The organism is Anatilimnocola aquadivae, from assembly GCF_049819085.1.
Taxonomy (GTDB): Bacteria; Planctomycetota; Planctomycetia; order Pirellulales; family Pirellulaceae; genus Anatilimnocola.
Genome location: NZ_CP187419.1, coordinates 7,177,060 through 7,202,410, shown reverse-complemented (window position 1 = coordinate 7,202,410; position 25,351 = coordinate 7,177,060). Strand labels below are relative to the sequence as shown.

At 58.6% G+C, this 25,351-nt stretch carries 25 protein-coding genes; 10 read left to right on the top strand and 15 right to left on the bottom strand.

What is annotated here, in order from left to right:
- The first annotated feature begins 261 nt into the window (after positions 1 to 261).
- Positions 262 to 852 (top strand): hypothetical protein, encoded by a 591-nt coding sequence (locus NA78x_RS28495; protein ID WP_425615769.1) that lies wholly within the window; start codon positions 262 to 264, stop codon positions 850 to 852.
- Positions 853 to 861: 9 nt separating this feature from the next.
- On the opposite strand, the gene NA78x_RS28490 is transcribed toward NA78x_RS28495, so the two are convergent.
- The gene (locus tag NA78x_RS28490) at positions 862 to 1,176 is read right to left on the bottom strand and encodes a hypothetical protein (protein ID WP_425615768.1); all 315 of its coding nucleotides are present in this window, start codon (positions 1,174 to 1,176) and stop codon (positions 862 to 864) included.
- Positions 1,177 to 1,408: 232 nt separating this feature from the next.
- Between NA78x_RS28490 and NA78x_RS28485 the strand changes: the two genes are divergently transcribed.
- Entirely contained in the window at positions 1,409 to 1,774 is a 366-nt protein-coding gene (locus tag NA78x_RS28485; protein ID WP_425615767.1) for a hypothetical protein, read from the top strand.
- A gap of 17 nt (positions 1,775 to 1,791) precedes the next feature.
- On the opposite strand, the gene NA78x_RS28480 is transcribed toward NA78x_RS28485, so the two are convergent.
- The gene (locus tag NA78x_RS28480; protein ID WP_425615766.1) at positions 1,792 to 2,871 is read right to left on the bottom strand and encodes a TolB family protein; all 1,080 of its coding nucleotides are present in this window, start codon (positions 2,869 to 2,871) and stop codon (positions 1,792 to 1,794) included.
- A 47-nt stretch (positions 2,872 to 2,918) separates the two neighbouring features.
- Here NA78x_RS28480 and NA78x_RS28475 point away from each other — a divergent pair, with 47 nt between their 5' ends.
- Positions 2,919 to 3,470 carry a cob(I)yrinic acid a,c-diamide adenosyltransferase gene (locus tag NA78x_RS28475; protein ID WP_425615765.1) on the top strand — a complete coding sequence of 184 codons (552 nt, stop codon included), beginning with the start codon at positions 2,919 to 2,921 and terminating at the stop codon, positions 3,468 to 3,470.
- A gap of 59 nt (positions 3,471 to 3,529) precedes the next feature.
- On the opposite strand, the gene NA78x_RS28470 is transcribed toward NA78x_RS28475, so the two are convergent.
- From NA78x_RS28470 to NA78x_RS28460, 3 genes are read right to left on the bottom strand one after another with little or no spacing between them, the layout of a single operon-like run.
- Entirely contained in the window at positions 3,530 to 4,741 is a 1,212-nt protein-coding gene (locus NA78x_RS28470) for a serine hydrolase domain-containing protein (RefSeq protein ID WP_425615764.1), read from the bottom strand.
- A 31-nt stretch (positions 4,742 to 4,772) separates the two neighbouring features.
- Complete coding sequence (locus NA78x_RS28465) at positions 4,773 to 5,705, bottom strand: dienelactone hydrolase family protein (RefSeq protein WP_425615763.1); 933 nt, start codon at positions 5,703 to 5,705, stop codon at positions 4,773 to 4,775.
- An 11-nt stretch (positions 5,706 to 5,716) separates the two neighbouring features.
- A complete protein-coding gene (locus tag NA78x_RS28460; protein ID WP_425615762.1) occupies positions 5,717 to 7,114 on the bottom strand; it encodes a hypothetical protein in 1,398 nt (465 codons plus the stop codon).
- Positions 7,115 to 7,468: 354 nt separating this feature from the next.
- Between NA78x_RS28460 and NA78x_RS28455 the strand changes: the two genes are divergently transcribed.
- The 4 genes from NA78x_RS28455 to pdeM are packed head-to-tail and all read left to right on the top strand — an operon-like array spanning position 7,469 to position 13,414.
- On the top strand, positions 7,469 to 8,566 hold the full coding sequence (locus tag NA78x_RS28455; RefSeq protein ID WP_425615761.1) for a ligase-associated DNA damage response exonuclease: 1,098 nt from the start codon (positions 7,469 to 7,471) through the stop codon (positions 8,564 to 8,566).
- A 29-nt stretch (positions 8,567 to 8,595) separates the two neighbouring features.
- Positions 8,596 to 10,191, top strand: a complete 1,596-nt coding sequence (locus NA78x_RS28450; protein ID WP_425615760.1) for an ATP-dependent DNA ligase — start codon at positions 8,596 to 8,598, stop codon at positions 10,189 to 10,191.
- Positions 10,188 to 12,746, top strand: a complete 2,559-nt coding sequence (locus NA78x_RS28445; RefSeq protein WP_425615759.1) for a ligase-associated DNA damage response DEXH box helicase — start codon at positions 10,188 to 10,190, stop codon at positions 12,744 to 12,746. Before NA78x_RS28450 ends, NA78x_RS28445 begins: the two co-directional genes overlap by 4 nt.
- A complete protein-coding gene (gene pdeM, locus NA78x_RS28440; protein ID WP_425615758.1) occupies positions 12,743 to 13,414 on the top strand; it encodes a ligase-associated DNA damage response endonuclease PdeM in 672 nt (223 codons plus the stop codon). Before NA78x_RS28445 ends, pdeM begins: the two co-directional genes overlap by 4 nt.
- Here the strand turns inward: pdeM and NA78x_RS28435 are convergent.
- The 5 genes from NA78x_RS28435 to NA78x_RS28415 all read right to left on the bottom strand — a co-directional run bounded on the left by NA78x_RS28435 (position 13,411) and on the right by NA78x_RS28415 (position 17,809).
- Entirely contained in the window at positions 13,411 to 13,557 is a 147-nt protein-coding gene (locus NA78x_RS28435) for a hypothetical protein (protein WP_425615757.1), read from the bottom strand. The genes pdeM and NA78x_RS28435 overlap by 4 nt on opposite strands.
- A 1,072-nt stretch (positions 13,558 to 14,629) precedes the next feature.
- Positions 14,630 to 15,535, bottom strand: coding sequence for a DUF1559 domain-containing protein (locus NA78x_RS28430; protein WP_425615756.1), 906 nt, complete (start codon positions 15,533 to 15,535; stop codon positions 14,630 to 14,632).
- A gap of 148 nt (positions 15,536 to 15,683) precedes the next feature.
- Positions 15,684 to 16,103: a hypothetical protein gene (locus NA78x_RS28425; protein ID WP_425615755.1), complete on the bottom strand. Its 420-nt coding sequence runs from the start codon at positions 16,101 to 16,103 to the stop codon at positions 15,684 to 15,686.
- A 167-nt stretch (positions 16,104 to 16,270) separates the two neighbouring features.
- On the bottom strand, positions 16,271 to 16,684 hold the full coding sequence (locus NA78x_RS28420; protein WP_425615754.1) for a hypothetical protein: 414 nt from the start codon (positions 16,682 to 16,684) through the stop codon (positions 16,271 to 16,273).
- Between the two features lie 483 nt (positions 16,685 to 17,167).
- On the bottom strand, positions 17,168 to 17,809 hold the full coding sequence (locus NA78x_RS28415; RefSeq protein ID WP_425615753.1) for a PH domain-containing protein: 642 nt from the start codon (positions 17,807 to 17,809) through the stop codon (positions 17,168 to 17,170).
- 251 nt (positions 17,810 to 18,060) lie between these two features.
- On the opposite strand from NA78x_RS28415, the gene NA78x_RS28410 reads away from it, so the two are divergent.
- On the top strand, positions 18,061 to 19,551 hold the full coding sequence (locus NA78x_RS28410; protein ID WP_425615752.1) for a DUF1501 domain-containing protein: 1,491 nt from the start codon (positions 18,061 to 18,063) through the stop codon (positions 19,549 to 19,551).
- A 17-nt stretch (positions 19,552 to 19,568) separates the two neighbouring features.
- Positions 19,569 to 20,303, top strand: a complete 735-nt coding sequence (locus NA78x_RS28405) for an HNH endonuclease (RefSeq protein WP_425615751.1) — start codon at positions 19,569 to 19,571, stop codon at positions 20,301 to 20,303.
- A 37-nt stretch (positions 20,304 to 20,340) separates the two neighbouring features.
- On the opposite strand, the gene NA78x_RS28400 is transcribed toward NA78x_RS28405, so the two are convergent.
- Positions 20,341 to 20,781, bottom strand: coding sequence for a hypothetical protein (locus NA78x_RS28400; protein ID WP_425615750.1), 441 nt, complete (start codon positions 20,779 to 20,781; stop codon positions 20,341 to 20,343).
- A gap of 140 nt (positions 20,782 to 20,921) precedes the next feature.
- Between NA78x_RS28400 and NA78x_RS28395 the strand changes: the two genes are divergently transcribed.
- A complete protein-coding gene (locus tag NA78x_RS28395) occupies positions 20,922 to 21,773 on the top strand; it encodes a hypothetical protein (RefSeq protein ID WP_425615749.1) in 852 nt (283 codons plus the stop codon).
- A gap of 17 nt (positions 21,774 to 21,790) precedes the next feature.
- Here NA78x_RS28395 and NA78x_RS28390 read toward each other — a convergent pair whose 3' ends face one another.
- From NA78x_RS28390 to NA78x_RS28375, 4 genes are all read right to left on the bottom strand, one after another.
- On the bottom strand, positions 21,791 to 22,312 hold the full coding sequence (locus NA78x_RS28390) for a hypothetical protein (protein ID WP_425615748.1): 522 nt from the start codon (positions 22,310 to 22,312) through the stop codon (positions 21,791 to 21,793).
- A 51-nt stretch (positions 22,313 to 22,363) separates the two neighbouring features.
- Positions 22,364 to 22,804 (bottom strand): hypothetical protein, encoded by a 441-nt coding sequence (locus tag NA78x_RS28385; RefSeq protein ID WP_425615747.1) that lies wholly within the window; start codon positions 22,802 to 22,804, stop codon positions 22,364 to 22,366.
- Positions 22,805 to 22,889: 85 nt separating this feature from the next.
- Complete coding sequence (locus tag NA78x_RS28380; protein WP_425615746.1) at positions 22,890 to 23,798, bottom strand: YihY/virulence factor BrkB family protein; 909 nt, start codon at positions 23,796 to 23,798, stop codon at positions 22,890 to 22,892.
- Between the two features lie 106 nt (positions 23,799 to 23,904).
- Positions 23,905 to 25,326 carry an aldehyde dehydrogenase family protein gene (locus NA78x_RS28375; protein ID WP_425615745.1) on the bottom strand — a complete coding sequence of 474 codons (1,422 nt, stop codon included), beginning with the start codon at positions 25,324 to 25,326 and terminating at the stop codon, positions 23,905 to 23,907.
- Positions 25,327 to 25,351: the final 25 nt, after the last annotated feature.

Genomic DNA, 25,351 nt, shown 5'->3' with positions numbered 1-25,351 from the left:
AGACGCATCGACTGACATGGCTAACTCCGTTTGGCCCTTGTTCGCTGAGCACGGCCAGATATTGCCAAGGGGCAAGCAGCGCACTGCTGAAGCAATAAAGTGCTACTCGCAACTTGTTGAATCTTGGTGGGCATCATTCTAGCGGATCGCGCCGTCCACATTCATCTTGCTTGCCAAGGCGGTTCTATCGACAATTGGCGCTTGGTAGATCTCATCACAAGTAGATGGTTGGTTCAGCCTGTGGGCTGAAGGAGTGGGGCGATGCAGGCTGCTTTGTTACTGATCGCGGTGTTGCTGGGTGCCGAGAACGACCCTGCCAAACAAGAAGCGTTGGAGCCGTTCACGCTTGAGCAGATTGCTGCGGGGGCCAAGAACGATGCGTTTGTCGATGAGTATTTGAAAGACCAAACGTTGCAGATTTTCGGCACCGTCAAACTCATTGAACGGATGCCCAGCGAAGACAAGAAAGAACCTGGATACCGAGTCATCTTCGAGCGAACGGGGCACGAAGAGCGGGCTCTCGACGTGATGGTCGGACTCTACTTCGATGCCAAAGCACGCAAAGATCTGGCCCTGATCCAACCGGGCGTCAGCAAGGTAACGGTTCAGGGGCGTTGCTCTTCGACCGAGATGCAGTCGCAAGACAAAGGCCTGCTCTTCATCCTGGAAATGAAGGACAGCAAGCTCGTCGAAACACCGGACAACCTTTCCGGCGCTGCTCCGCCGCCACAGTCAGGCCCGCGAATCATTCCGAATCCCACGCTGACGCCGCCCTTCGAGCCTGGGACAGTTCCGCCAGGAATCCGCTTGCCCACGCCTCCGCCGCCGCCAGCACCGCGGCGAGATCCGTAAGGATTCATCTTACGAATTCAGCAGCGGCGGGAACTTCGTCTGCCAGGCGGTAGGCCGAAGTTTGCGGTCGAGCTTTTCCAGCGGCGCAAAGACGGTGGCAGCGAGACCGCTATTGTAGCAGTACGGATGCACGGGCTCCGAGACTCCATCGCGCACGCTGGTTCCTTCCGTCCCCGGCTTCACCAGGGCGAAGTAACTGGCGAGATAAAACAGCGGCAGAACGAGCAGAATAACGGAGACCATCGGCGCGACGGAGCGAGTACTGTGCATGTCTTCAATCTTGGCAAAAATTTCGGTGCCGTAACAATCGCGCCGTTGTTTCACGCGTGGCGATCCATCGCCAACCAAGCCGGTATTCGTCGAAAATCAGCAGGTCTTGGAGAAGAGTTTAGCTAGGCTGTTTTTTGTCTTTCCTGACATTGCGTGCGCCCCAATATAAGCGAACTTGCTACCCCCGTTCCATCGTGCGGGCGGGTCGAACATATTGGTCGCTGCTTGATTCAACCAATTTTCCGGCTTTGGGTTTCGGCCGACAAAGTGACGCGGTCAAGTAATTATGAGTGACCAACCCCTCGACGCGACGGTCGAAGAGCAGTCCGACGAACAGGCAGTTCCTGTTCGCGCGGCGGGCACGACTGGCGATGCAGGCGCTGGATATGCTGTCGCGGCGCGTGCTACCGAAGTTCCTGCCAGCGGCGCTTCGTGGAGCGAACTTCGCGACAATCCGAAGCTCCTCTTGAGCTTGCTCTTTTTCGTCACGGGTGCGCTCGGCCTGCCGCTGCTATGGTTCAGCAAAGCATTTTCGCTGCGCTCAAAAATCTCGCTGACATTCGCCGTCCTGGCCTGGACAGCCCTGCTGATCTGGCTGACTGCACAGATCGTCCTGTGGAGTTACGGCCGCGTCGTCAACTCGCTGCAGTAGCCAACTCCTGCCGTGATCTACTTCGGCAGGTTGAAGTCGGCAATGAACAACTGGCTGCTGTGATCTTCGCTGCGAGTGCTGGTCCACATCAGCTGCTTGCCGTCGGGTGAGAAGACGGGCAGGACGTCGGCACCGGCAAAGTCGGTGATGCGCGTGTGTTCGCCGAGCGTGAACTTGCCGTCTTTGATTTCGTACTTGGCCAGCCAGAGGTCGTAGTTGGGGCGAGCGGTCGGATCGGAGTGATCGGCACCCGACCAGATGATGTAGGGTTCCGTCGGGTGCCAATACGGGCCCCAGTTCACGCCATTGGTATCCGTCAGAGCCGTTTCGTTCTTGCCGTCGACACCAATCACATATAGTTGCAGGTGCTCAGCCTTTTTGCGATCGCTGCGAAAGATCACCCACTTGCCATCGGGCGAAACGAATGGCCCGCCGTCATAGCCGGGAGCATCGGTCAGTTGCCTGACGTTCGTACCATCGGAGTTCATCACGTAGATATCGGCGTCGCCATCGCGGTCGCTGCAAAAGGCGATCAGCTTGCCGTCTTTCGAGTAGGCCCCTTCGGCATCGTAGCCCTTTTCCTTCGTCAACTGCTTGAGGATGTTTCCTTGCAGGTCGGCTTCGAACATTTCGGTGTAGGGATCAAAGTCCCACTTGTAGCGGCGGCGAACGCCGGCTTTTTTATCGGCCTCTTGCTGCTTCCGTTCGTCGTCTTCGGTCTTGTCGATGTTGGGGTCGAGATGGCTCGACGCGAACAGAATCTTCTTGCCATCCGGCGTAAAATAAGCACACGTCGTGCGGCCACGGCCAGTGCTGATTCGCGTCGGCCGACCACCGGCGAGTGGCTGCGTAAAAATCTGGTAGAACGGGTAATCCAAAGGCTGAGCCTGATAGACAATCGTCTGGCCATCGGGCGAGAAGTAACCTTCGCCAGCCTTGGTCATGCCGCTGGTGAGCTGTCGCGTGCCCGTGAGAAAGTTCTTCTCGATCGAGTTGGCGGGATCGGCCGGTTTGCCGACACCCGCGGGTTGGGCGTGCAGCAGTGAGACAGTGGTAATGGCAATCGCCAGAGATGTGAGCCAGGTTGCGTGTTGCATGAAGATTGTCCCAGGCGTGAATTTCGTTTGAATTGTCAAAAGTAGCTATGAAGATTTATACCAAGACGGGCGACGCGGGTGAAACTGGCCTCTTCGGCGGACCACGCGTGCGCAAGGACGATCCTCGGATTGAAGCGTATGGCACCGTCGACGAATTGAACGCGGTGCTGGGCCTCGCTCGCTGCGAGATCCTGCCGCTGGAGATCGAAGCGACGCTGGCGCGCGTGCAGAACGACCTGTTCGCCGTGGGTGCAGAGCTTGCTTCGCCCGATCCACAGGCGATGGGGACCGCGTGGATTGGCGAAGCGCAGATTGGGCAGCTTGAGGGGGACATCGACGCATTCGACGATCGCTTGCCGCCCCTGACGCAGTTCATTTTGCCAGCTGGCAATCGCGCGGCGTGCACCATTCACCTGGCCCGCGGCGTGTGTCGTCGCGCCGAGCGCCATGTGGTCACTCTGGCAAAGACCAGTGGCGCGAATGTTTCCGAGTGGGTGATTCAGTATCTCAATCGCCTTGGCGACTACCTGTTCGTCGCTGCCCGCGCAGCGAATGTGCTCGCGGGAGAGGTAGAAATTCCGTGGCAAAAACCGGGGTAGGGAGGAAGGGTTGAAGGGGGCAGGAGACGTGGTACACACGGCGATTCGGCTTCAGCCATTCATCTCTTCGTCTCCACCGCTACATCCTGCAACGCTTTGCGCAGTGGCGAGGCATCGGCGTTAGCCATGCCGATGCGCTGAATGAGCAGGATGACGAAGAGTTTTTTATCGGGATCAATCCAGCCTTGCGTGCCGAAAGCGCCGCCGTGGCCGTAGGTGCCGGTGGACATCATCGCGTGAACACCCGTGGGTTCTCGCACGACGGCCCAGCCAAACCCAAAGCCCATGCCGTCGGTGAAGCCCGTTTTGATCTCGCCGGTTTGCAAGCTGGTCATTTGCTTGGCGGCTTCCTTCGAGAGGATGCGTTGGCCGTCGAGTTCGCCACCGTGCAACATCATTTGATAGAGCCGGGCGAGATCGGCAGCGGTCGAATAGAGTCCGCCCGCGGGAATCGGGTGCTTGGCATTCTTCACGGGACCGAGCAAGACGTAGTTGGCGAACACCAGCTTGCCTTCTTTGCGGTCGTACAAGCCAGCGAGACGCTTGAGTTGGTCGTCGGTCGGATAAGGAGTGGTGTCGACCATCTTCAGCGGCTTGAAGACTCGCTCGCTCAGAAAGTCTTCGTACGACTTGCCCGACTTCACTTCGATGGTGCGCCCGAGAGCATCGATGCCCGAGTTGCAATAGGCCCACTTCGTTCCCGGTTCAAATTGCAAAGGCTGCTTGGCCGCTGCGGTCGTTGCCTCGGCCAAGGTGTGCTGCCGATCGAAGTACAAGTTCTTGAGCTCGCCGGGATAACCACCGGGCAAGCCCGAGGTGTGGGTAAGCAGGTCGCGGATCTTGATCGGCCGCGCTGGATCCCGCAGCACCTCTTTGCCATTCTCCTTCACCGACAGTTGCAGTCCTTTGAACTCGGGCAGGTGCTTGGCCACATCATCGTCGACCGACAGTTTGCCTTCGTCTTGCAAGATCATGATGCCGATCGCCGTGATCGGCTTGGTCATCGAGGCAATCCGAAACAGCGAGTCCATTTTCATTGGCTGCTTGGCCTCGATGTTCTGCAGTCCCAAAGCCGTCTGCGACTGAATGCCATCGGCATTGCCGACTACTGCAACCAGCCCGGACACTTCGCCACTCTCGACAAACGGCTGCATCGCCGCGGTCAGCTTGCTCGCGCTTTCGTTGGATTTTTGAGCAAGAGCGGGTTCGAGACAAAGAGTAAAGCCGATGACGAGTAACAGGAAAGAAAAGCGAGAAAAGGCAATCGACATGAATGACTCCCGTGGATTGGTTTGATCGATGTTAACTCAAGTGTTTCGCAAAGAAAGCCTTCGCTCGCTCCCACATCGCGGGGCTGAGGACATGGCCGGTGTTGGCTTCGATGAAGTACGAAAAGTTCTTCTCGGCGTGAGCTGCCTGGTAGGCTTTCTCGATGCGAGAGATCCCTTCACGAGCATGTTCAATGGGGCTGCCGCCGTCTTGATCGCCCAGATTAAGGTGCAGCGCGCGAGGTGCGATGAGGGCGGCGATATCGGGCGTATCGCCATATTGATAAAGCCCGGGAATGAAATTTGGAAAGCAGTGGAGCATCTGCTTCTCGTGAATGGCCGAGTACGTCGGCAAGCAGCAATTTCCCACGAGCGCTTTCAAGCGAGGCTCCCAGGGACCGACCAGCCAGGTGTGCGTCGAACCCATCGAATGGCCGTAGCAGCCGATGCGGTTGGCATCAACTTCGGGGAGCGAGACGAGATAGTCCACGGCCCGGCGCATATCGATGATGTGCTTCCAGGCAAGACACTTCCCTTCGACGACATATTTTAAAAACAAAAACCGCTCCAGCGCGCCACCTTTCTGCTGGTAGCCTTTCTCCCGTTCACCGAAGCCGAGAGCATCGGGACAGAGAACCACATAACCTTCTCGCGCGAGAGCCAAGCCCGTGTGATGCATGGGCATGCCGGCCAGACCCGCCGGTTCGGAAGCACCCAGGTGCCAAGCGCCGTTGTGTTGATGCCAGAGGCAGATGCCGGCAGCCGGTTTATCTTTGCTCGCCGAGTCCGGAACGAGCAGCCAGGAGTTCACGATTTCGCCAGGCTCAGCTTGGTATGACACCTTGATGCGTTTCACACCTTCGAGTTGTTCGGTCGAGAGAATCTTCGCCTCCAGCGGTGGCGCCTCGGGCCACGGGCCGCCGAGGCAAGTGAGCAGGCGGTCTTTGAAATCGGCAGTGGGTTTCATGACAAGTGCAATCAAGTGCGGGGAGTGATTTCGAGCTGGCTTTCACCTTTGGGCAGATCGAAGCAGGCGGTGAGAGAACCGACATCGGAGTGGTATTCACCAGTCTCAAGAATCTCATCGTCTTTTGCTCTCTTCAGCTCAATACGCCGATCCCCACCTTTGATAAAGAGGCGAGAGTCGTCTTCGACCCTGCGCAGGCGAACCGTAAAGTTTGGTGTCGCGAAGGGAGCACGCAACTTCAGTCCCTTCTCGACTCGTTCAATCGTCGTCAGTTCCTTCGCGGCCCAATAGCGAGCAATTTCGCTGAGCTTCATCCATTTGATTTGTTGACCGTACTTGGCTTCGAGTCGCTTGACGATCTCTTTGAAAATGTTGAAGCCGATCTTCTCGCCGTTGAAATAGATGCCCGCCCAGTGACAGACCATGATCGCTGGTTCGCCGCGGTCGATCACTTCGACCATCCGGCCGCCGCTGCCGTCGGGATAGATGAACTGGTTCACATTGCCCGGCGTGAGACCATCCCAGCCGCCGAACCAATCGCCGGTGCAGCCGATGATTGAAACGGCACACTTGGGATTGTCGCCGTTTAAGCCGCTCGCATACTCGACGCGTGGTGCCACGCTGCGATCGCCCTTGTCGTAAAGATGGCGAAAGTAGTGCGGAATCTCGGCTTGAAACACATCGCGGCAGGCCTGCAATGTGGCCTGCGAAAGATTCGGCAGTACCTTATTGCCAAAGCCACCGGGAGTGGTGACTCCTTCGCAAGGGAGGCCGGCGTTCTTCAAAATCTTGAGGGCATAACTGAGATAGTTGGTCAGTTCATCGACGCTTTTACCAACACTGAAGCCCCAGTTCTCCATTGTCCGTTCGTTGCGTTCTTCGTAGGGGCGGCCAGTCGCGGTGTTGATGGCCCACGTGTGTGTGATCATCTCGGGATGAATGTCCCAATCGGGAAGCATCAGGTCGCGCACGAGTTGCAAGCTGTCTTGCAACTGCTTCTTTGTCCAGCCCGGCATTTCGCGATCGACCCAGCCCACGCAGCACGGATAGGGAACGATGCTGTACTTGCCTTTCACGCCCTTGTCGTGGCACCACTCGCCAAACTCGCGCACGAACGAATCGGGAATCTCGCGCGGCAACTTCCGCCAGTCCTGCAGGTACCTGTCGGGGAAGACTTCCGCGAACTGCGGAATGCAGAAGTGGGCGACGTTCACTAGGCAGGTGGAGTCGTCGATGATGAAACTGACGGGCACGCGGTTGTTGGGATTCAGCACCCTTACCGAGTCGTCGACCTTCGGTCGCTGGCCGGCATCTTGCGCGGCGACAAAGTCCCCTTCGCCGATCGCTCCCGCGGCCAGTGCGGCCGCTGAGCTTTGCAAAAACATGCGCCGGTCGAAGTACGAATTCATGCGAGATCTCCGCCAGGAAAAAGCAGTGAAGCGACGATCACGGTAATCGATTCCGCGCGAGATTGCCAATGCGTCGATGGCATCGTTCGCAGCGGTTGCTTGCGAAGGGGTCAGCGCGACCGCAAACCATCCGCAGTGACTACTGGTAATTTGACGATGCGGAAGAGAAGTCCACCCGCTGACGTGGCGATACCCGCTTGCCCGGGAATGGCACAGTGTTTGCCGAGTTGGTGTCTGCCGACTTGGGCTCTGGAAGTGCCTCGGCCTCTTGCCTGTGTTCGTAGAATTGTGTGCCTTGAATTTCAGTGACTCAAGATCGTCTCAAGCTTGGCTGCTGTCAGCCCATGAAAATACATGCCTTCACTATTAGTGCGAGAAACTGCAGCGGGACTCTATTGCGAGAGTGGCGATTTTTACATCGACCCGTGGCAACCGGTTCCGCGCGCTGTCATTACGCATGCCCACGGAGACCATGCGCGCTGGGGGCACCAGAAGTACCTCACGACGACCGATGGTCAGCTGGTGCTGCGTACGCGAATGGGGCCGCAGGCCAATATCGAAACACTGGCCTACGGCGAGTCGCTCTCGCTGAATGGCGTGCGCGTGTCCTTGCATCCCGCCGGACATGTGCTCGGCTCCGCGCAGATTCGTATTGAGCACCGAGGTGAAGTTTGGGTTGCCTCGGGCGACTACAAGGTCGCGCCGGATAGTACTTGTCGGCCGATTGAGATTGTCCGCTGTCACACCTTCATCACCGAGTCGACCTTCGGCCTGCCGATCTACCGCTGGCCCGCTCAAGCGGTGCTGCAACAGTCGATCAACGACTGGTGGCGAGCCAATCGCGACGATGGCCGGGCCTCCGTTGTGTTTGGTTATGCATTCGGCAAGGCGCAGCGCCTGCTCGCCGGTCTCGATGCGACGATTGGTCCAATCTACTGCCACGGTGCCGTCGAAAAATTGAATGCGGCTTACCGGGCCATGGGAATTGAATTGCCCGCCACGAGCTACGCCCGCCGGGGTGAAAATGCTGCCTCCTGGGCCGGGGCCATGATTGTTGCGCCGCCATCGGCCGCGGGAACGTCCTGGATGCGGAAGTTCGGCGATGCGGCCACGGCCTTCGTGTCGGGCTGGATGTTGGTGCGCGGTGCTCGCCGCCGCCGTTCCGTCGACCGCGGCTTTGTTCTCTCCGATCACGCCGATTGGCCCGGCCTGTGCAACACAATTCGCGAGACGGGTGCGCAGCGTGTGTTTGTCACGCACGGACAAATTGCCACGATGGTCCGCTGGCTGACCGAACAAAGGCTGGAAGCATACTCCCTGCACACGCAGTTTGAAGGAGAGCTTGATGGCCGCGATGAGGCCACGGAACCGGCAGATGAAAACGCCGTGGAGCCCGCCGACAGAAACGCAGCGCCCGAATCGCCACCGGCAGTCGCTTCATCCACAACCTGATTTTTACATCACGGAACACACAGTATTCGATGCAAGCCTTCGCCGAATGTTATCGCCAACTCGATGAGACCACGAAGACGAATCGCAAGATCGAAGCGATGCGGAACTACTTTGCGCACGCAGCGCCGGCCGATGCCGCGTGGGCCGTCTATTTTTTGAGTGGTCAGAAACTGAAGCGGCTCATCCTGATGCGAAACCTGCGCAGCTGGGCGGCCGAGCTTGCCGAGCTGCCGGATTGGTTGTTCGGCGAATGCTACGACGCCGTTGGTGACCTCGCCGAAACCATCGCATTGCTGCTGCCGCCGCCGACCGCCAAGTCGGAGATACCTTTGCACGAGTGGATGCAGACAGTCTTGCAGCCACTTGCCCGGTTAACCGAGAGTGAGCAGCGGGAAGCCATGCGCCAAGCCTGGTCGCAATTGGCCACGACCGAACGGTTTGTCTTCAACAAACTGGTCACAGGAAGTTTTCGCGTTGGTGTTTCGCAAGGGCTGGTGGTACGTGCCTTAGCCGAAGTATCCGGCTTGCCAGCTGCCGTGATTGCCCACCGCCTGATGGGAAACTGGCTGCCGACGGCGCAGTTCTTTCAAGCCTTGGTTGCTGCCGATAACGGCGAGACCGATCGCAGCAGGCCTTATCCGTTTTGTCTAGCGCATCCCTTGCAAATAGAGCCGGCCGCGCTGGGCCCGCGCGAAGAATGGTCAGCCGAATGGAAGTGGGACGGCATTCGTGCGCAGCTGGTGCGCCGCGGTGGTGAGTCGTTTCTGTGGTCGCGCGGCGAAGAGTTGATTCTCGATCGCTTTCCCGAGTTGGCACCTGCGGCCCAACTGCTGCCCCATGGAACCGTGCTCGACGGCGAGATTTTGGCCTGGCGCGACGGCGTGCTGCCGTTCGGCGAGTTGCAAAAGCGAATCGGCCGCAAGAGCGTGGGCAAGAAGTTGCTCGCCGATGTTCCCGTTCGCTTCGTCGCGTTCGATGCGTTAGAGGTAAATGGCACCGACATTCGCCAGCAACCGTTTCACCTCCGACGACAACAGCTGGAACGGTTGGTTACCGATAGCAATGCCACGGGGTTGATTGTGCCTTCGCCGATCGTGGACGCGGGCTCTTGGGATGAACTGGCGAAACTACGTGAGGAGAGTCGAGCGAAGCAGGTCGAAGGGCTGATGCTTAAGCGGGTCGATTCGAGCTACGAAGTGGGACGCGTCACGGGCTCGTGGTGGAAGTGGAAGATTGAGCCGTACTCGTGCGATGCGGTTCTCGTCTATGCCCAGCGAGGCTCGGGTCGCCGAGCCAGCTTGTACACCGACTACACGTTCGCCGCCTGGCAAGAAGGTGAGTTGGTTCCCTTTGCAAAGGCCTACTCGGGGCTCTCCGATGCCGAGATTCGTGAGGTCGATCGCTTTGTGAGACAGAACACGCTGGAAAAATTTGGTCCGGTCCGTTCCGTCACGCCGCAACTTGTGTTTGAGTTGGCCTTCGAAGGGATCCAATCTTCGAGCCGTCATAAGTCGGGGCTGGCGGTTCGCTTTCCGAGAATCGCTCGCTGGCGGCGCGACAAACAGCCCGCCGATGCCGATTCGCTGGCGACCATTCGCGGGCTCCTGACCCCGGAGGCCACGTGACCCAGTACGCGGCCGAGCAATCGGACTTGCCACAGGCCAAGCAGCAGAAAAAGCGATCGGCACTGCAAACGATCAACGCCTGGTTTGAGCAGCAGGGCTGGAAGCCCTTTCCTTTTCAGCGCGAGGTCTGGAACGCTTATGCCAGCGGCGCGAGTGGACTTGTTCACGCGACCACCGGCACGGGAAAAACCTACGCCGTTTGGCTCGCGGCCCTGCAGGAATGGCTGACCGAGCAGGCCGCAGCAAAGAGGCCGAGCGTCCCCTCAGCGAAGCAGGCCCATGCGCCGCTCCGAGTGTTGTGGATCACTCCCTTGCGAGCCTTGGTGCAAGATACGGCCGCCGCGCTGCAGCGCCCCTTGCAAGACCTGCAGATACCCTGGACGCTGGAAACACGCACGGGCGACACGACGGCCAGCCAGCGGGCGAAGCAACTCAAACGATTGCCCACGACGCTGCTGACAACGCCGGAAAGTCTCTCGATGCTGCTCAGCCGCCCCGACACGCAGGAACAACTGCGCGACCTGCGCCTGGTTGTCGTCGACGAATGGCACGAGCTACTGGCCAGCAAGCGCGGCGTGCAAACCGAACTCGCCCTGGCCCGTCTTCGTCGTTGGCAACCGCAGCTCAAGGTCTGGGGACTGTCCGCGACGCTGGGCAACTTGCCCGGCGCGCTCGATGTGCTCGTGGGCGATCGCAGCAGCTTGCCTGTTCCGCCGCTCTTGGTCGCCGGCCGACAGCGCAAGAAGATCGTCATCGACTCGATCATCCCGGCCAACATCGAGCGGTTTCCGTGGGCCGGTCACCTCGGCCTGCGATTACTTCGCGAAGTCGTGGTCGCCCTCGAGCAAGCGGCTACATCGCTCGTCTTTACCAACACGCGATCGCAGTCCGAGCTGTGGTACCAGGCGATCTTGCGAGCCAAGCCCGAATGGGCGGGTCAACTCGCCTTGCATCACGGCTCAATCTCTCAAGCGTCGCGGCACTGGGTTGAAGATCGACTACGAGCCGGCAAATTGAAGTGCGTGGTCTGTACCTCCAGCCTCGATCTGGGCGTCGACTTCAGTGCCGTGGAGCGGGTCATTCAAGTGGGGAGCCCGAAAGGCGTCGCGCGGTTGCTGCAACGCGCGGGCCGCAGTGGTCATGAGCCCGGAGGGATCAGTCACGTAACCTGTGTCCCCACTAACGCGATTGAATTGATCGAAACGGTGGCTGCCCGCGAAGCGATCGCCGCTGGTCATTTGGAAGCACGCGAGCCACCGCGCAAACCGCTCGACGTGTTGGCGCAACATGCCGTCACGATTGCCATTGGTGGCGGCTTCACGCGCGAGGACCTACTCGCCGAAGTTCGCCGCACGGCCTCGTATGCTCAATTGACGGACGAAGAATGGGATTGGGTTCTCGACTTTATTACCCGCGGCGGGCCAGCCCTGCGAGCTTATCCCGACTATCAAAAAGTGATCGAACGCGAAGGTCGCTACCTGGTCGAAAACCCGCGGATCATCCGCCAGCATCGACTATCGATCGGCACCATCGCCAGCGATGCGGCGCTCTCTGTTCAATATGTGAATGGCCCCAAGCTGGGCACCATTGAAGAATCGTTCGTCTCGAAAATGGCTCCCGGCGAGCGTTTCACGTTTGGTGGTCGCACGGTCACTCTCGCGTACGTTCGCGATATGAAAGTTTGGGTGCGCAAAGCCACGGGCAGCGATACAGGGCAGATCCCGCGTTGGATGGGCGGCCGCATGCCGCTCTCCACCGAGTTGGCGACAGCGGTCCGGAGAAAACTCGATGAAGCGGCCCGCGACGAGCTGATTGGCCCGGAAATGCAAGCGCTCCGGCCGCTGCTGAAGACCCAGCAAAGCTGGTCGCAGATCCCGCGACACGATGAGCTATTGATCGAGCAAGTTCGCTCGCGGGAAGGCTTCCACCTCTTCTTTTATCCGTTTGCCGGACGTTTGGTGCACGAAGGCCTGGCGGCGCTCTTTGCCTGGCGTCTCGCCCAGTTTGGTCCGATCACCTTCAGCATGGCGATGAACGATTACGGGCTAGAGCTGGTATCGCCCACGCCGCCCCCCTTGGAAGCGGCACTCGCCGCCGGCCTGTTCTCGCAGGAGGAGTTGCAGGCCGACATTGGCCGCAGCTTGAACGCGGTAGAAATGGCGCGGCGGCAGTTTCGCGAAATCGCTCGCGTCGCGGGGCTCATTGTGATGGGCTTTCCCGGTCAGCCTCGCTCGGCTCGGCAAATGCAGGCCTCCAGTGGTTTGCTGTTCGACGTGTTTGCCGAGCACGATCCGGCGAATCTATTGCTAAGGCAAGCCCGCGAGGAAGTGCTCGAACGACAACTAGATCACACGCGCCTGGTCGAAACTCTACGTACGCTCCGTTCGGCGCGGATCGTCATTCGTAACTGTGAGCGTTTTACTCCCCTGTCGTTTTCGCTGATGGTCGATCGCCTCCGCGAGCGATTGTCGACCGAAAAGCTGATCGACCGCGTTCGTCGCATGCAACAATCGCTAGAGAATGCAGCAGACAAAACCGCTAGGAGCGAGGCATGACGGAACAGCCAAACATCAACGATGGTGTGTTGGACTGGTGCGGCGAGCAACTGGTGCTGTTGCCCCAGCGGGCCGTGTGGTGGCCCGCACGACAGTCGCTGTTCATCGCCGATCCTCACTTTGGCAAAGCGGCGACCTTTCGCGCTGCCAACATTCCGCTCCCTGAGGGGAGCGACGCTGACCTGCAGCGTCTGGATCAACTGATCGAGCAGACTCGTCCAAACTCGCTGATCGTGCTTGGCGACTTGCTGCATGCTCGGGCGGGCCGCTGTGCGACCCTGTTTGAACGCATTCGCCAATGGCGACAGCGGCACCGGTCGCTGCACATGCAGCTGGTGATTGGCAATCACGATGTGCGGGCCGGACTTCCGCCCGCAGACTGGGAGATTGAATGCGTCGCCGAACCTGCGGCCGGCGGGTCGTTCCAGTGGTGTCACTATCCGCCGTTCGCCGTTACTCAGCCGGCTCTGGCGGGACACCTGCACCCCAAGTTCAAACAATATCGAGCGGGCGACCTCGTGGTGGCTCCCTGCTTCTTGCTGCGAGCCAATTCGCTGGTGCTGCCGGCCTTCAGTTCGTTTGTTGATAGTCTGGCCATCGACCATCAGCCGGGCGACGTCTTTTTTGTCATCGCCGACGACTCGATTTGCCGCGTCGCGGTGCGCTAAGAGTAGGTGCCGAAGCAGGGAGGGCCATCGGCCTTGCCACTGTTGGGCAGGCTGGCGTCGGCGCCCGGCGAGGCCTGGTTCGCCTTCTTCAGTTGCTGCTGAACACTATCGACATGGTCGAGGAATGCTTCAGCGTCTTCCATGGTGACAAACGGACCGGCCTCTTCTCCTTGGTTGAAGTGTAGCCACCAGCCGTCGCTTCGCAGTTCAGCTCGGTTAATGGTCTCTCTCCTCACTGCTTGGCTGGTCGCTCAGCAATTTGTCGGGGCAGGTGATCACTCGCAAAATCCATCGACATTTCTCGTTCGGTGGCGTTAATGCAATCGGCTGAACGAGATACGAACATTTAACGCGCCTGTGCGCTACCGGACAATCACCTGTTAAAGGGGGTGTTGGGGATAAAAATGCGCATATAAAAAAGGCGAGCCCACCTAACAGGGTGAGTGCTGGTCGATTTGAACGATAGAAATCGGCCTTAGGTGACCGATCGCCCCCTTAAGTGGAGATGGCGGCGAGTAAGACCACGTCGCGAGTTTTGTTGCCCGCAACATCAAGCAGGTCGATTGCGTCGATTCCGCCCCATTGTTGCGGAGGGCGTCGCTGCCGATTTCAATTCAAATGTAACAAATAAGTATTGTCGTAATGATTGACAAAAGATCACGATTTTGCGCCAATGTCGGACAGTGTACGTAAATGAGGAGCGGCGGCGAGAGCGGCCAGGGTGGTCGCTGCGCTGGTGTCGTTCTTGGTCAGGAGAGGTAGCGAAGCGGGCAGCCTGACAAAGATCGGTGGTCGGACTACTACTCAGAACGACAGGCACCGTGCGCCGCAAACTGACTACCACAACAGCAATAGTGTTTGTGAAGATTTGACGCAAGTGGCGGTTAATGAGTCGCGAGATAGAAATTAATTAGGGATTGTTTGCCGCCTTAGAGAGAAGCGAAACAGCGCAGAGTGCGGGCTGTTCAAGTGCCAAAATGGCAGGCTTAACTGGTTATCAAACGGTTATCAAGAAAACGGTCGATTACCGGTTATCACTCGACGGAAGTGGTGGTCGCGAAGAGGTTTAAAGGGGCTTTGCAGATGCGAAAAATCGCGCCAAAAAGTTATCAAGCCTGGGGTGTTCAGGGGCTGTTCAAGCGTGCGGCAGCCACACGGGAGCAAGGGGAAGTCGGCAACCGCAAAGCGATCGCCGGGGAGATGCTCAAAAAGGCCCTACTGCGAAACCTCGCCGCCGCCGATCGTGCTCAGGCCTCGGTACACACCCAGGTCGATGTGATCGTCGATGCGACGGACCGAGCCATCGCCCAGGACGAAGTGGACGCCCGAGGGGTGATAGCTGGTGAAGTCGTCAAAGTGATGATCGTGGTGATTCGGCGTGTGGTCGGCAACGCCGACAACCCGCAACATGGCTTCGTTGGCGGTGGGAACCACGCCCTGCCACATGCTGCCACCGAAACGCGCACCCCGTTCGCCGACGAGCAGCGTGTTGCTCAAGCCGTCGGTGACGTCGGCAAAGCGAGTCGTGCTGAGAAAATAGAACGCGCCGTCGCCGCCACCTGGAGCATCCTCCACTTCCACGGTGCCGAAGACGCCGATGTAATTCGAGCGGCTGACCATAAACATGGGCGTGCCATCGTCGATCGAGTGATGGTGGGCATCGTGCCCCTCTTCTTCCTCCTCTTCGTGCTCGTGTTCGTGATCTTCGCCACCGGTGGCCAGCATGAAGCGTTTGGGGCTGGGATCGGACGGGCAGAAGAGAAGATTCACCACGGTCTCGCGGGCTTGCTGGTTGGCAGCGTGCGAAATCGGTTGGTTCCGGTTCACGCTGGTCTGCAGGGCCGTCTGTTCGAGCTGCGGCAGAATGCTGACGGTCCAACCCCAGCCTGGGGTGCCCTCGGGCTGATTGCCGATCCAGCCTGGCGGCAAACGACCGTGGGTATCGTGATAGTTGTGCATCGCCAGACCAATCTGGCGGATGTTGTTCTTACACTGAGCGCCGCGAGCCGCTTCGCGGGCGGCTTGCACGGCGGGCAACAACAGGGCGACCAAGACGCCGATGATCGCAATGACCACCAGCAATTCAACCAGCGTGAAACCGCGGGGGCGGTGACGTGACATCTTTCATTTCTCCCAGCGAAACTAATCTCGCCCTGGCGCAGCAGGCCAGCGGCAAAGACAGGTATGAACAGGTTGACTCATCAGTGCCCGGCGAGATGGAAGGTGCGCAAGACTGCGCGCCCCTCGTCGGGCGACAACGACTGAAAAGTTACAACCAGCTAGGAGGACCACGCCCTTGATAGACGCGCGGTGTGAACAGAGCGATCTGCGACGATTGTTGAACGCAGACAGGAGCACAGAAGGTTTCGATCTGCAGCGCTGGCACGACGGTGCAAGGAAGCGCGGCCTGCGATTGATGGCGGCACAGGGTGCAGTGATCGCAGGGAACATCAGAGTCGACTGGAGTCTGCTGTTCTGCAGGCTGTGGTGCTTGCGAATGCGAACAGCCGTGGTGAGCGTGCGCGCAAGTGTGCTCGTGCTGTTGATGCGTCTGGCAAGCACTGTGATGGCAACTGGCGTGCTCGCCGTGTGCATGCGAATGGGTGTGCGGCAATTGCGCAACGACCAAGTCCGCCGCCAGGATGGCGAGACAGAGGATCGTCGTTGCTCGAAAGTGCCGCGGGGTCATTCGCTCGGTCGCTCCCAGAATCCTGCTTCAAGAGTCTGTCAGTATCGGCAATTCGCCGACACTTGTCAAACGCCTATCAATTGCATTTTCATGAAGATTGCGTGCAGTTGCCGGGTTTATCGGCAAATCGCGATTCCTTTCCCCATCCTGATTTTCGTCACAAGTTATCAGACGGGCCATTTTCCGATCGGACACTTTTCATGAGGCATCCAGGTTTTGGCCGCGATAAAGCAGCCGCAACGGACACAACGGGTGCCGTCGTACTCGGGGCACATCTGGCACATGGCCAGGCGCTGTTCGCGGACATCGCGGCTCACCGTTTGCCCGCCGCTGGCGGCAAACTGCACCGCCGACGAGGTAAACGTCTGCGCCATCTCCCACACACCCGGATAGGACTCGGTCGCCTGGTTGGCGGGTGCTGTTTGCGCCGCAGGCACTTGAACGGGCACTGCCTGCGGTGCTGGGCTAGCAACCGGAGGCACTGCATTGACGACTGGCGCGGCAGTGGGCGGAACAGCGGTGCTGCTGCTCAGGCCTTGAGTGGAGACGTCGATGGTGCCAAACAGATCTTCCCAGCGCATCTCAGCCTACTTGGGATCCCATCGCGAGATTTCGACTCAACGCTTATGCCATTTGAACCAGTGCAGATTCGCACCGTTCACCACGACGCCTGTTCCACTATAGATGGCGGTGGGAAGGGGAGTCAAATTGCTGGGCGTGCAGATAGTGGGTCCAGTTGGAAAGCAGGTTCTCGCAGGCAAACCTGCCTTACCGGATCTTACTCCACCACGCTCGAGCAATTGCATCCAGGTACACCTCCAATGTGTGCCCTGGACACCTTCGCATTAATTCACTTGCTAGAGTTACTTGCTCGCCAATCGCAGCAGATTTCACTTCAGGGATATGATCCCACCTTCCTGCCATCCACTCTTCAGCGAGGATTTCAGCCTCACAATCCAAGTTCAGACGCGCCAATCGCCTCTTTTTGGTCATCGCTACCTCGTCCGTTTTTGTTCGTAAAACGCGGGCCGAGCAAGGCAGGGTGTCACAGTGCGAAGGAGAGATTAGACCGTTTCGATGTACATGCCGCGGCGGCGGCGTTCGTCGCGACGGACGTTGTCGATCATGTTGGCGATCCGTTTCACATCGTCGATGCCGCGAATCACGAGCATCGGGTCCGAGGTGTCGCTCGAGAGAATCTTGATCGTGCCGACGCCCAGCATCCGTTCGATGAACGTCTGATGGTAGGACACATCGTCGACGTCGATCACTTCGATGCGATTGGTCGATTGGCTGAAAATGCCAACCTTGTGCATGAGTCGCTGGCTGGTCAGTTCGTAGCTCATGCCATAGCGCAGGTACAGGTAGTACAAGCCGAGCACCGACCAAAGGGCAACCACAATGATGGCCACAAACAACCAAGCTGCACCCGCCGTGGGGACCGAAAAGATCACGCCGCCCACGACGCAGGCTACTGTGACCACAGCCGCGAGGAGCCAATGGCCGATCATCGCCTTGGGCGAGTAACCGCCTTGCCAGAGCGGGGTCTCGGGCTCATCGGGTGTCGTGGCGCGACCTTTCATACGCTCCATGGGTGTGGCAGGTGCCACACCGCCCACTGGTACCGAGTCGTTCAATCGCTGGCCGCACTTCGCGCAGAAGAGCGCGTCGGCTGGCATTTCGGCTTGGCAAGAGGGGCACTTCATCGCGGCAGATCCTTCACTCAAACAATGGGCATCACGGGGAAAAACCATTCCCGGGTTATTCGTTGGCAGCAGGCGATTATAGCGATGAACCGAACTCGCGTTGATGATGCCCGCCCGATTCCTCTCTTCCCGAGGGCCTGCAGGTGATTAAGCCGGAACCTGGATTTTCGCAGGCAGCGAAGTTTACCGTCGCCGAGCAGGCTGCGTTCGGTCAGAATGTTGGGAGCAGAATTCCGCTGGAGAACCAATGCATGCAAACTCGCCGATCGACGAACCACTTGAACCTCTCGCGCCGCTCGTTCGGCGTGATGGCCGGTTCGCTCGCGGCGGCAGCTTCGCCGCTGGTGGCGATGCAGCAGGCCGCAGCAGCCGAACGTCCGCTGGGGAGCAGCAGCTTTGGTCGGGCGAAGCGGGTGATGTTGCTGTACTTGTATGGCGCGGCGGCTCAGCATGAAACATGGGACCCCAAGCCGGACGCGCCGGCCGAGATTCGCGGTAAGTTCAACCCCATCAGCACCGCAGTGCCGGGGATGCAGATTTGTGAGCATCTGCCCAAGGTCGCGAAGATCACCGATCGGCTGACGCTCGTGCGCTCGATGTCGCATCCCTACAACATTCATTCGGCGGCGTACACGATGTCGGGGATCGACAAGGTCGATATCCCGATGGAACTGAATCCGTTCGACGCGCGGCACTGGCCCAGCTTTGGTAGTGTGCTCGATTACCTTGCGACCAAGGCGAACCCGACCGCTCCGCCGCCATCAACCCCACGCAATATCTGCCTCCCATTTCGCTTCAGCAGTCGCGCGGGCGAGTTCACGCGCGGCGGACCCTACGGCGGCTTTCTCGGCCGGGGCTACGATCCGGTTTGCACGGAGTTCGAAGGGGCGATCACCGGCAAGACGGCTCGTTGGCGCGGCAACGATATGCAGAGCGTCGATGAGCCTTACTTGGGCATTGATCCGGCCAGTCGCTTTGTCGTGTCGCAAGCAAAAGGGGACGCCGCGATGCCCCTCGACCAACTCAACAGTCGCTGGTCGCTCCTCAGCAAGTTGCAGCACGAGCAGCGGGACTATCAAACGGCTGCAGCGTCGCGCGGGCACGATCGGTTTCGCGAAATGGCTTACTCGCTGCTCACCTCGAACGAAATCAAAACGGCCCTCGATCTGACCCGGGAAAAGGACTCGCTCCGCGAGCAATACGGCCACACGCTCTTCGGCCAGGCCACGCTCGCCGGTCGCAGACTGCTCGAAGCGGGAGCGAAACTCGTCACGGTCATTTGGGACGAAATCAAGATCGCCAACTCAGCCTGGGACACGCACTTTCATCATTACGAACGACTGCAGGACGAACTGCTCCCCGGCCTCGATCGCGCGCTGAGCACGCTGATCGTCGATCTTGAGCAGCGAGGCATGCTCGACGATACGCTGGTTCTGTGCATCACCGAGCATGGTCGCACGCCGCGCATTCACGACAAGGGAGCCAACGGCGCAGGCCGCGAACATTGGTCCGACGTCTACAGCAACGCCTTCGCTGGTGCCGGCATCACCCGCGGCAACATCATTGGCAGCAGCGACAAGCACGGCAGCTTTGTGCAAGAGAATCCCATTAACCCGAAGGACATCCTCTGCACGATTTATCACTTGCTCGGCATCGACGCCCACACCATGATCCCCGACCGCCTCGGCCGGCCGCTGCCTCTCGTTACCGGCGGCCGCGTGGTGCATGAGATGCTCAGCTAACTTGACTAGGAGCGGAGATGCCATTCTCAGAGAAGATTAAACTCGAAGCAAAGAGACGATCAGGGTTTCGTTGTTGCGTTTGTCACCACTGTTTCGTTGAAGTTCACCATATCACGCCGCAAGCCGAGAATGGTTCAAACAGGCTTGAAAATGCAGCGCCACTCTGCGCGCGTTGCCATGACCTCTACGGCGGCAATCCTGAAAAGCGCACTCAGATCCGTCAGATGCGTGACCTGTGGTGGGATATTGTGGCTGAAAGAAGACGTACCTTTACTGCCATTGAGCAGGTTTCCGAATCAGAGCTAGTTAACACAAAGGAAGATTTGTTTCACGAGAACAAAATATCGGGGAGTCGGTCTTTGATATATCACATCATATTTTCCAGTGATACATTTGAAGATGCCGCGAAGTCAGTTGGTAAGCTAATAATTGAGTCGCAGCGGCAACTTCCTGGCATGCCTCGACATCTGTTCGTTGATATAGAAGGGCATCTCAATAGCCTGGGAGCGTTTGATCACGATATGCTGGAGTTTCAGTTGAAGTTCATTCTGGGTGCGATGATGCCATTTCTGGCGTCAGCTAACGTGCCGCTAGCTGCCGTCTCGAGAACAGGATCACAGCGAAATGATTTACCAGACGAGTTTCTTATTTTTCCTGCTGGGGAAACTCAACTGGCCGACATGGTGAGCACTCCAAACATCGAAAAGTGTTATGTTGCTAATGTTGGCAAGTGGCTACGAGTAGAACCCTAATTTAACAAGCTACAACGTCGCTATTGCAAGTAAAGCATCAATTAAACAACAGCTCATTCACAATCTCCTGTGCTCCTTCCAGCTCGCGATGATGCGGCGCGTCCATCGCAAACAGCGTGACAAAGATGAAGTCGAGGCCGTTGGAGAGGATCCAGATCTGGGCATGTTTCGGAGCATCAACGGTCGGGGCTTCCTGAGGAACGAAGATCGCCGTGCCATAGCCGCCAAACTTGCACGGCCCACTATACGAACTCTGCTGTTTGCCAAAGCCATGGTCGTGACCGAAGCGTTCCGAGATCTTCAGCAGTTCAACCTCACTGGGATAAGGCTTGGCCCCACCGGAGTATTCCGCCACGCGAATCTGCAGCGCGGCCGAGGCGTCTTCGCAGTCCCACATGAACGTGTGCGGACCATTGGGATTCTCGGGCGAAGCGTCGATCCAGTCCTTGGGTAGTGCCACGTGCAATTGCTTTTCCATGCGATCTTCTTTGTCGGCGAAATGACGAGATGTATGCTGCGCGAGTGAGGTAACCTTTCGTATGATTCTAGGGCGAGTCGCCCGGGTCCATCGCGGGCGAGCCGCGCAAGTAGGCCAGATCCTTTCGCGAAAGACCTCTCATGTCGAACCGCTCGTTTTTGACCTCGTCCAACGTCGACACCATTTATCCGTCGTTTGCCGACGGCGAGTACGACGCACCGAATCACACCATCGCCACCGACGTCGAGTTTCTGCCGCTGTTTTGGCTCGCCCTGTTTCGCGAAGGCGACTTGCGGCAAACCAAGTTCGAGGTGCAAGGAACCGACGTTTCGGCCTTCGCTCCGCTGTGCACCAAGGCGAAAGCGCTCGAGCAGTTCGATGCCGCGGTTCCTTATCTCGAATCGATCCTGCAGCAACTGGGCGAGTTGAAGGTTTATGCCCGCTTGTTTCGCCAGGCGGTCGCCGCGACGCCGCAAAAGCTCATCTCGATCGAGCTTGAAGAGATTGCCAACCTCTATCCGCCGCAGCATCGGTTTGAAGAAATCTTGCGGCTGGCCCTGCGCGGCTTCGACCGACCTGAAGGGATTCACTTCGAGTGTGAGGATGTCGAAATCGAAATCGACGGCCTGCAGATCGAACTCGAAGAAAGCGAAGAGGTTAGCGACGAACTCAAGAGCCTGATGGACGATCACAGCGGCGAGCCGATCACCGTCGAAGGCTTCACGCTGAACAGCCATGCTGAAGTGCTGACTCGGCTGACAGGCCTGCGCCTGGAATGCCCGCTGCCAACGGCCAAGATGTACCTCGACGATATCGAGTACACCGAGGACGAGCAGTGGAACTTTACGCGGGTGCTGGGTGCGGGACGTCATGGCTCGATGGGCTTTGGTCGCGAAGTTCCTTGGGAGAAGGAAGAAGCCAACTTTGGCTGGGAAGTGAGCGGCTTTGACGAAGACTTTGAGTTTGAAGAGGAAGAAGACGAAGAGGAATAATCCCTTGGCAGCCTCGTTCATTCGCAAGCGGGACAGGCGCCGAAATGATCTCGCGAGCTGAAGATCTGGCGACACTTACTGCAGCGGCGAGTAACCATCGTCTCGATCTCGCAGCTTGGCAGTTCTCGCTTGAGTTGTGCGATGGCCGCGTCCGACAGTTTTGTACCTCGCAAGTCGAGGTACTCGAGTCGCTTCAGCGGGCGAATATATGGCAGCGAAGCATCCGTCACCGGCGAACACGACAGGCTCAAGGTTTTGAGGCGGGGAAACTCCTGCAGCAACACCAGTTGCTCATCGCGAAGTGAGCGCGAGGTTAGCGCCACGTGCTGCACGTCACGAAAGCAGTAGTCGTAGTTGGAATAGAGTGTGTGTGGCTCCAACTTCCAACCACCACCGATCTTGCGTATTTCCTCGACGGCCCGCTGCTGGCGTTCCCCTCGTTCGTATAGCAACCGAAGTGACAACAGAACCACACCCAGGCAAGTGAGCAGCAACAGCAGACTGCGAATGCTGAACTGGCAACAGCGGAATCGTTTCATGTTGGCAACCTCACCAGGCCACGTCGCCGCGCCACTTCGCCACTCCAATGCTCACACGCGCGCCAACAGTTGTCGGTAGTCTTCGAATTCGTTCTTCCAATCGCCATAGCAGCCCGTCAGACCCCAGGCCGTGCAGCGGCAGCCCAGGTAGAGCCAGCGAACATCCTCGCTGTCGTCGTACAGCGATACTCCCACGGTGATCTCAAACACATCGGCGCCACACACGCAGGCAGCTTCTTCCAGCTCCGCATCTTCCAAGTAATCTTCGCTGTCCCCCATCGCGTGACGAACTTTGCACTTTGCACAGATGCGCACGGCGGCGCCTTCGTTATCGTCTAGTTCCAGCTGAAACGTCGGATTGCCGCACTGGCATTTGGCATTGGCGAAGTGCTGGGGAACATACTCGTTGAGCTGGCCCTGGCGAGTAAGTTCCGTGCGGATATCTGCCTGCGATTCGCCGTACCACCATTTGCCCCGCTTGTTCAACGCCATGATCGAGTCCTTATCCCACCGAGAGTTGCTTGCCGGTGTGATCGTAAAAACGTCGTGCGCCTTCGTCAAATGTTCGCGGGCAGATTTAGTGAACTGCGTTATCTGCTGGAACATCATCCTTTTGATGCGCCAGTTCGGCGTTCTCGGCCGGCTCGATTTTTTTGTTCCGCCGCCGCGCAATCACGTGGGTAATCTCTGCGCCAAAGAACAGAATCTGCGACGAATAATAAACCCAGACCAGCAGCACCACGAGCGAACCGGCCGCGCCATAGCCCGACGCGAGTCCGCTTTTGCCCAGATACAAGCTGATCGCCAACTTGCCAATCGAAAACAACACCGCCGTCAGGATCGCACCGCCCCACACATCGCGCCAGGCCACTTTCGCATCGGGCAGCACTTTGAAGATGAGAGCAAATAGCAGCGTGACAATGAGCAGCGTGACGAGCGACGAAACCGCATGCCACATCGGCTCGAACTCGGGGAGCTTGCCTTTAAACAGTTCATGCACGCTGGCAATCAACGTGCTGATGACGAGCGAAATCAGCAGCAAGAACCCGACCCCAATCACCATGCTGAACGAGAGAAAGCGAGCCCGCAGAATCGCCAGCCAACTCATGCTCTTGGGTTTCACGTCCCACACGGCATCCATGGCGGCCTGCAATTCTCCGAAGACACCCGAGGCACCAAACAGCAGCGTGGCGATACCCAAGATCGTGGCCAACCGGCCGCCCGTTTGCGTGCCGCTATCGAGCATCGCTTTGATTGCCGTGGACCCTTCGTTACCTACCAGTTCGCTTGTCTGCTTCAACAAGTGTTCGCGAGCAACTGCCTGGTCGAAGAATAGCCCCGCGAGTGCGAGGGCAATCATCAGCAAGGGGGCAATCGACAGGATGCTATAGAACGCGAGCGCCGCACCCATGCGCGGACCGTTGTCCTTGAGCCACTCGTTCGTGGATTCCTGCAGTACCGAGCCGACGTATCGCAACCAGCGCATTGGCAAACCTAAGGGGAGAGGAATCAAGTGAAACCTGCGATGCAATCATAGTGCCAGAGCCTGGTGTCCCTGTCGTCTTCTTGGGCCTCCAGTCTCTGGAAACAGCTTATTCCGGCGGCAAATGGAGCACGACGGTCTTGGTCTCCGTCATTTCTTGAATCGCATACTTCGGCCCTTCTTTGCCCAGACCGCTCTCTTTCCAGCCACCGTAGGGCATCATGTCGACGCGCCATGAAGGTCCCCAGTTCACGTGCACATTGCCACACTCGGCCAAACGAGCGAACTTCATCGCCGCCTCGAGGTTCTGCGTAAAGAGGGCGGCACTCAGACCATAACGACTGTCATTCGCCAGCCGAATAGCTTCGTCAACATCGGCCGCCCGCGTCACACCAACCGCCGGGCCAAATAGTTCCTCTTTGCTGATGCGCATCTCGGGGCGCACATCAGCGAGCAAGGTGGGTTCGTGCAATGTGCCCCGCCGTGATCCACCGGTTAGCAACCGCGCCCCTTGAGCAACCGCTTCGTGTACCCACTGTTCCACTCGCACGGCGTCGCTTTCGCGAATCATCGGTCCCATCCGCGTCCCACTCTTCAGTGGATCGCCGGCTGTCAGCCCTTCGACTTTAGGCTGCAATCGCTCCAGCAGTTCGTCATAAATCTTGGGCAGCGCAATGATCCGCTGGGCCGAGATGCACACCTGCCCGGCATTACCGTAGCCCGTGGCCAGAATCGCTTCGGCCGCTTTGTTCAGGTCGGCATCGTCGAGCACGATCAGCGGGCTATTGCTACCGAGTTCCATCGTTACTCGCTTGAGACCAGCGACCGCGCAGATTTTCTTGCCAACCTCTACGCTCCCCGTGAACGTGATCTTGCGCACGCGCTCGTCCTGGCACAGTGCCGTGCCAATCTCGCCGCCGGCGCCAGTGACGCACTGAATCGCCAGCGGAGGAACGCCGCACTCCAGCAAGATCTCGATCAGTCGCAGTGAGGAAAGCGGAGTATTGCTCGCCGGCTTCAAGACCACCGCGTTACCGGCCGCGAGCGCGGGGCCCACCTTATGACAAACCAAATTGAGCGGAAAGTTGAACGGCGCGATCGCCACGACTACGCCACAGGGAACGCGTAACGTGAAGCCGATCTTGCCCGCTGCTCCCGGCGCGGCATCGAGGGGCAACATCTCGCCGGTCATCCGTTTGGCTTCTTCCGCCGAGACTTCCAGCGTCGTCGCCGCGCGGGTTACTTCAAACTCACCCTCGGCCAACGTCTTCCCTTCTTCGAGGCTGATCAACCGACCGAGCTCTGCCTTCTTGGCCAGCACGGCATCAGCTGCTCGGCGTAACATCGCAAAGCGATCGTAGGCCGAGACCTTCGCCATCAGCTTGGCACCTGCGACGGCTGAGCCGATGGCCCGCGACACATCGTCGTTGGTGGCTTGCGGCACCGTGTCGACCACGTGTCCATCGAACGGATGACGCACTTCGCTCCGCTGGTCGCGGTCGACCCACTCGCCGGCAAGGAACATTTTCATCGTAGTAATTCTAAGTTTTGGGTTC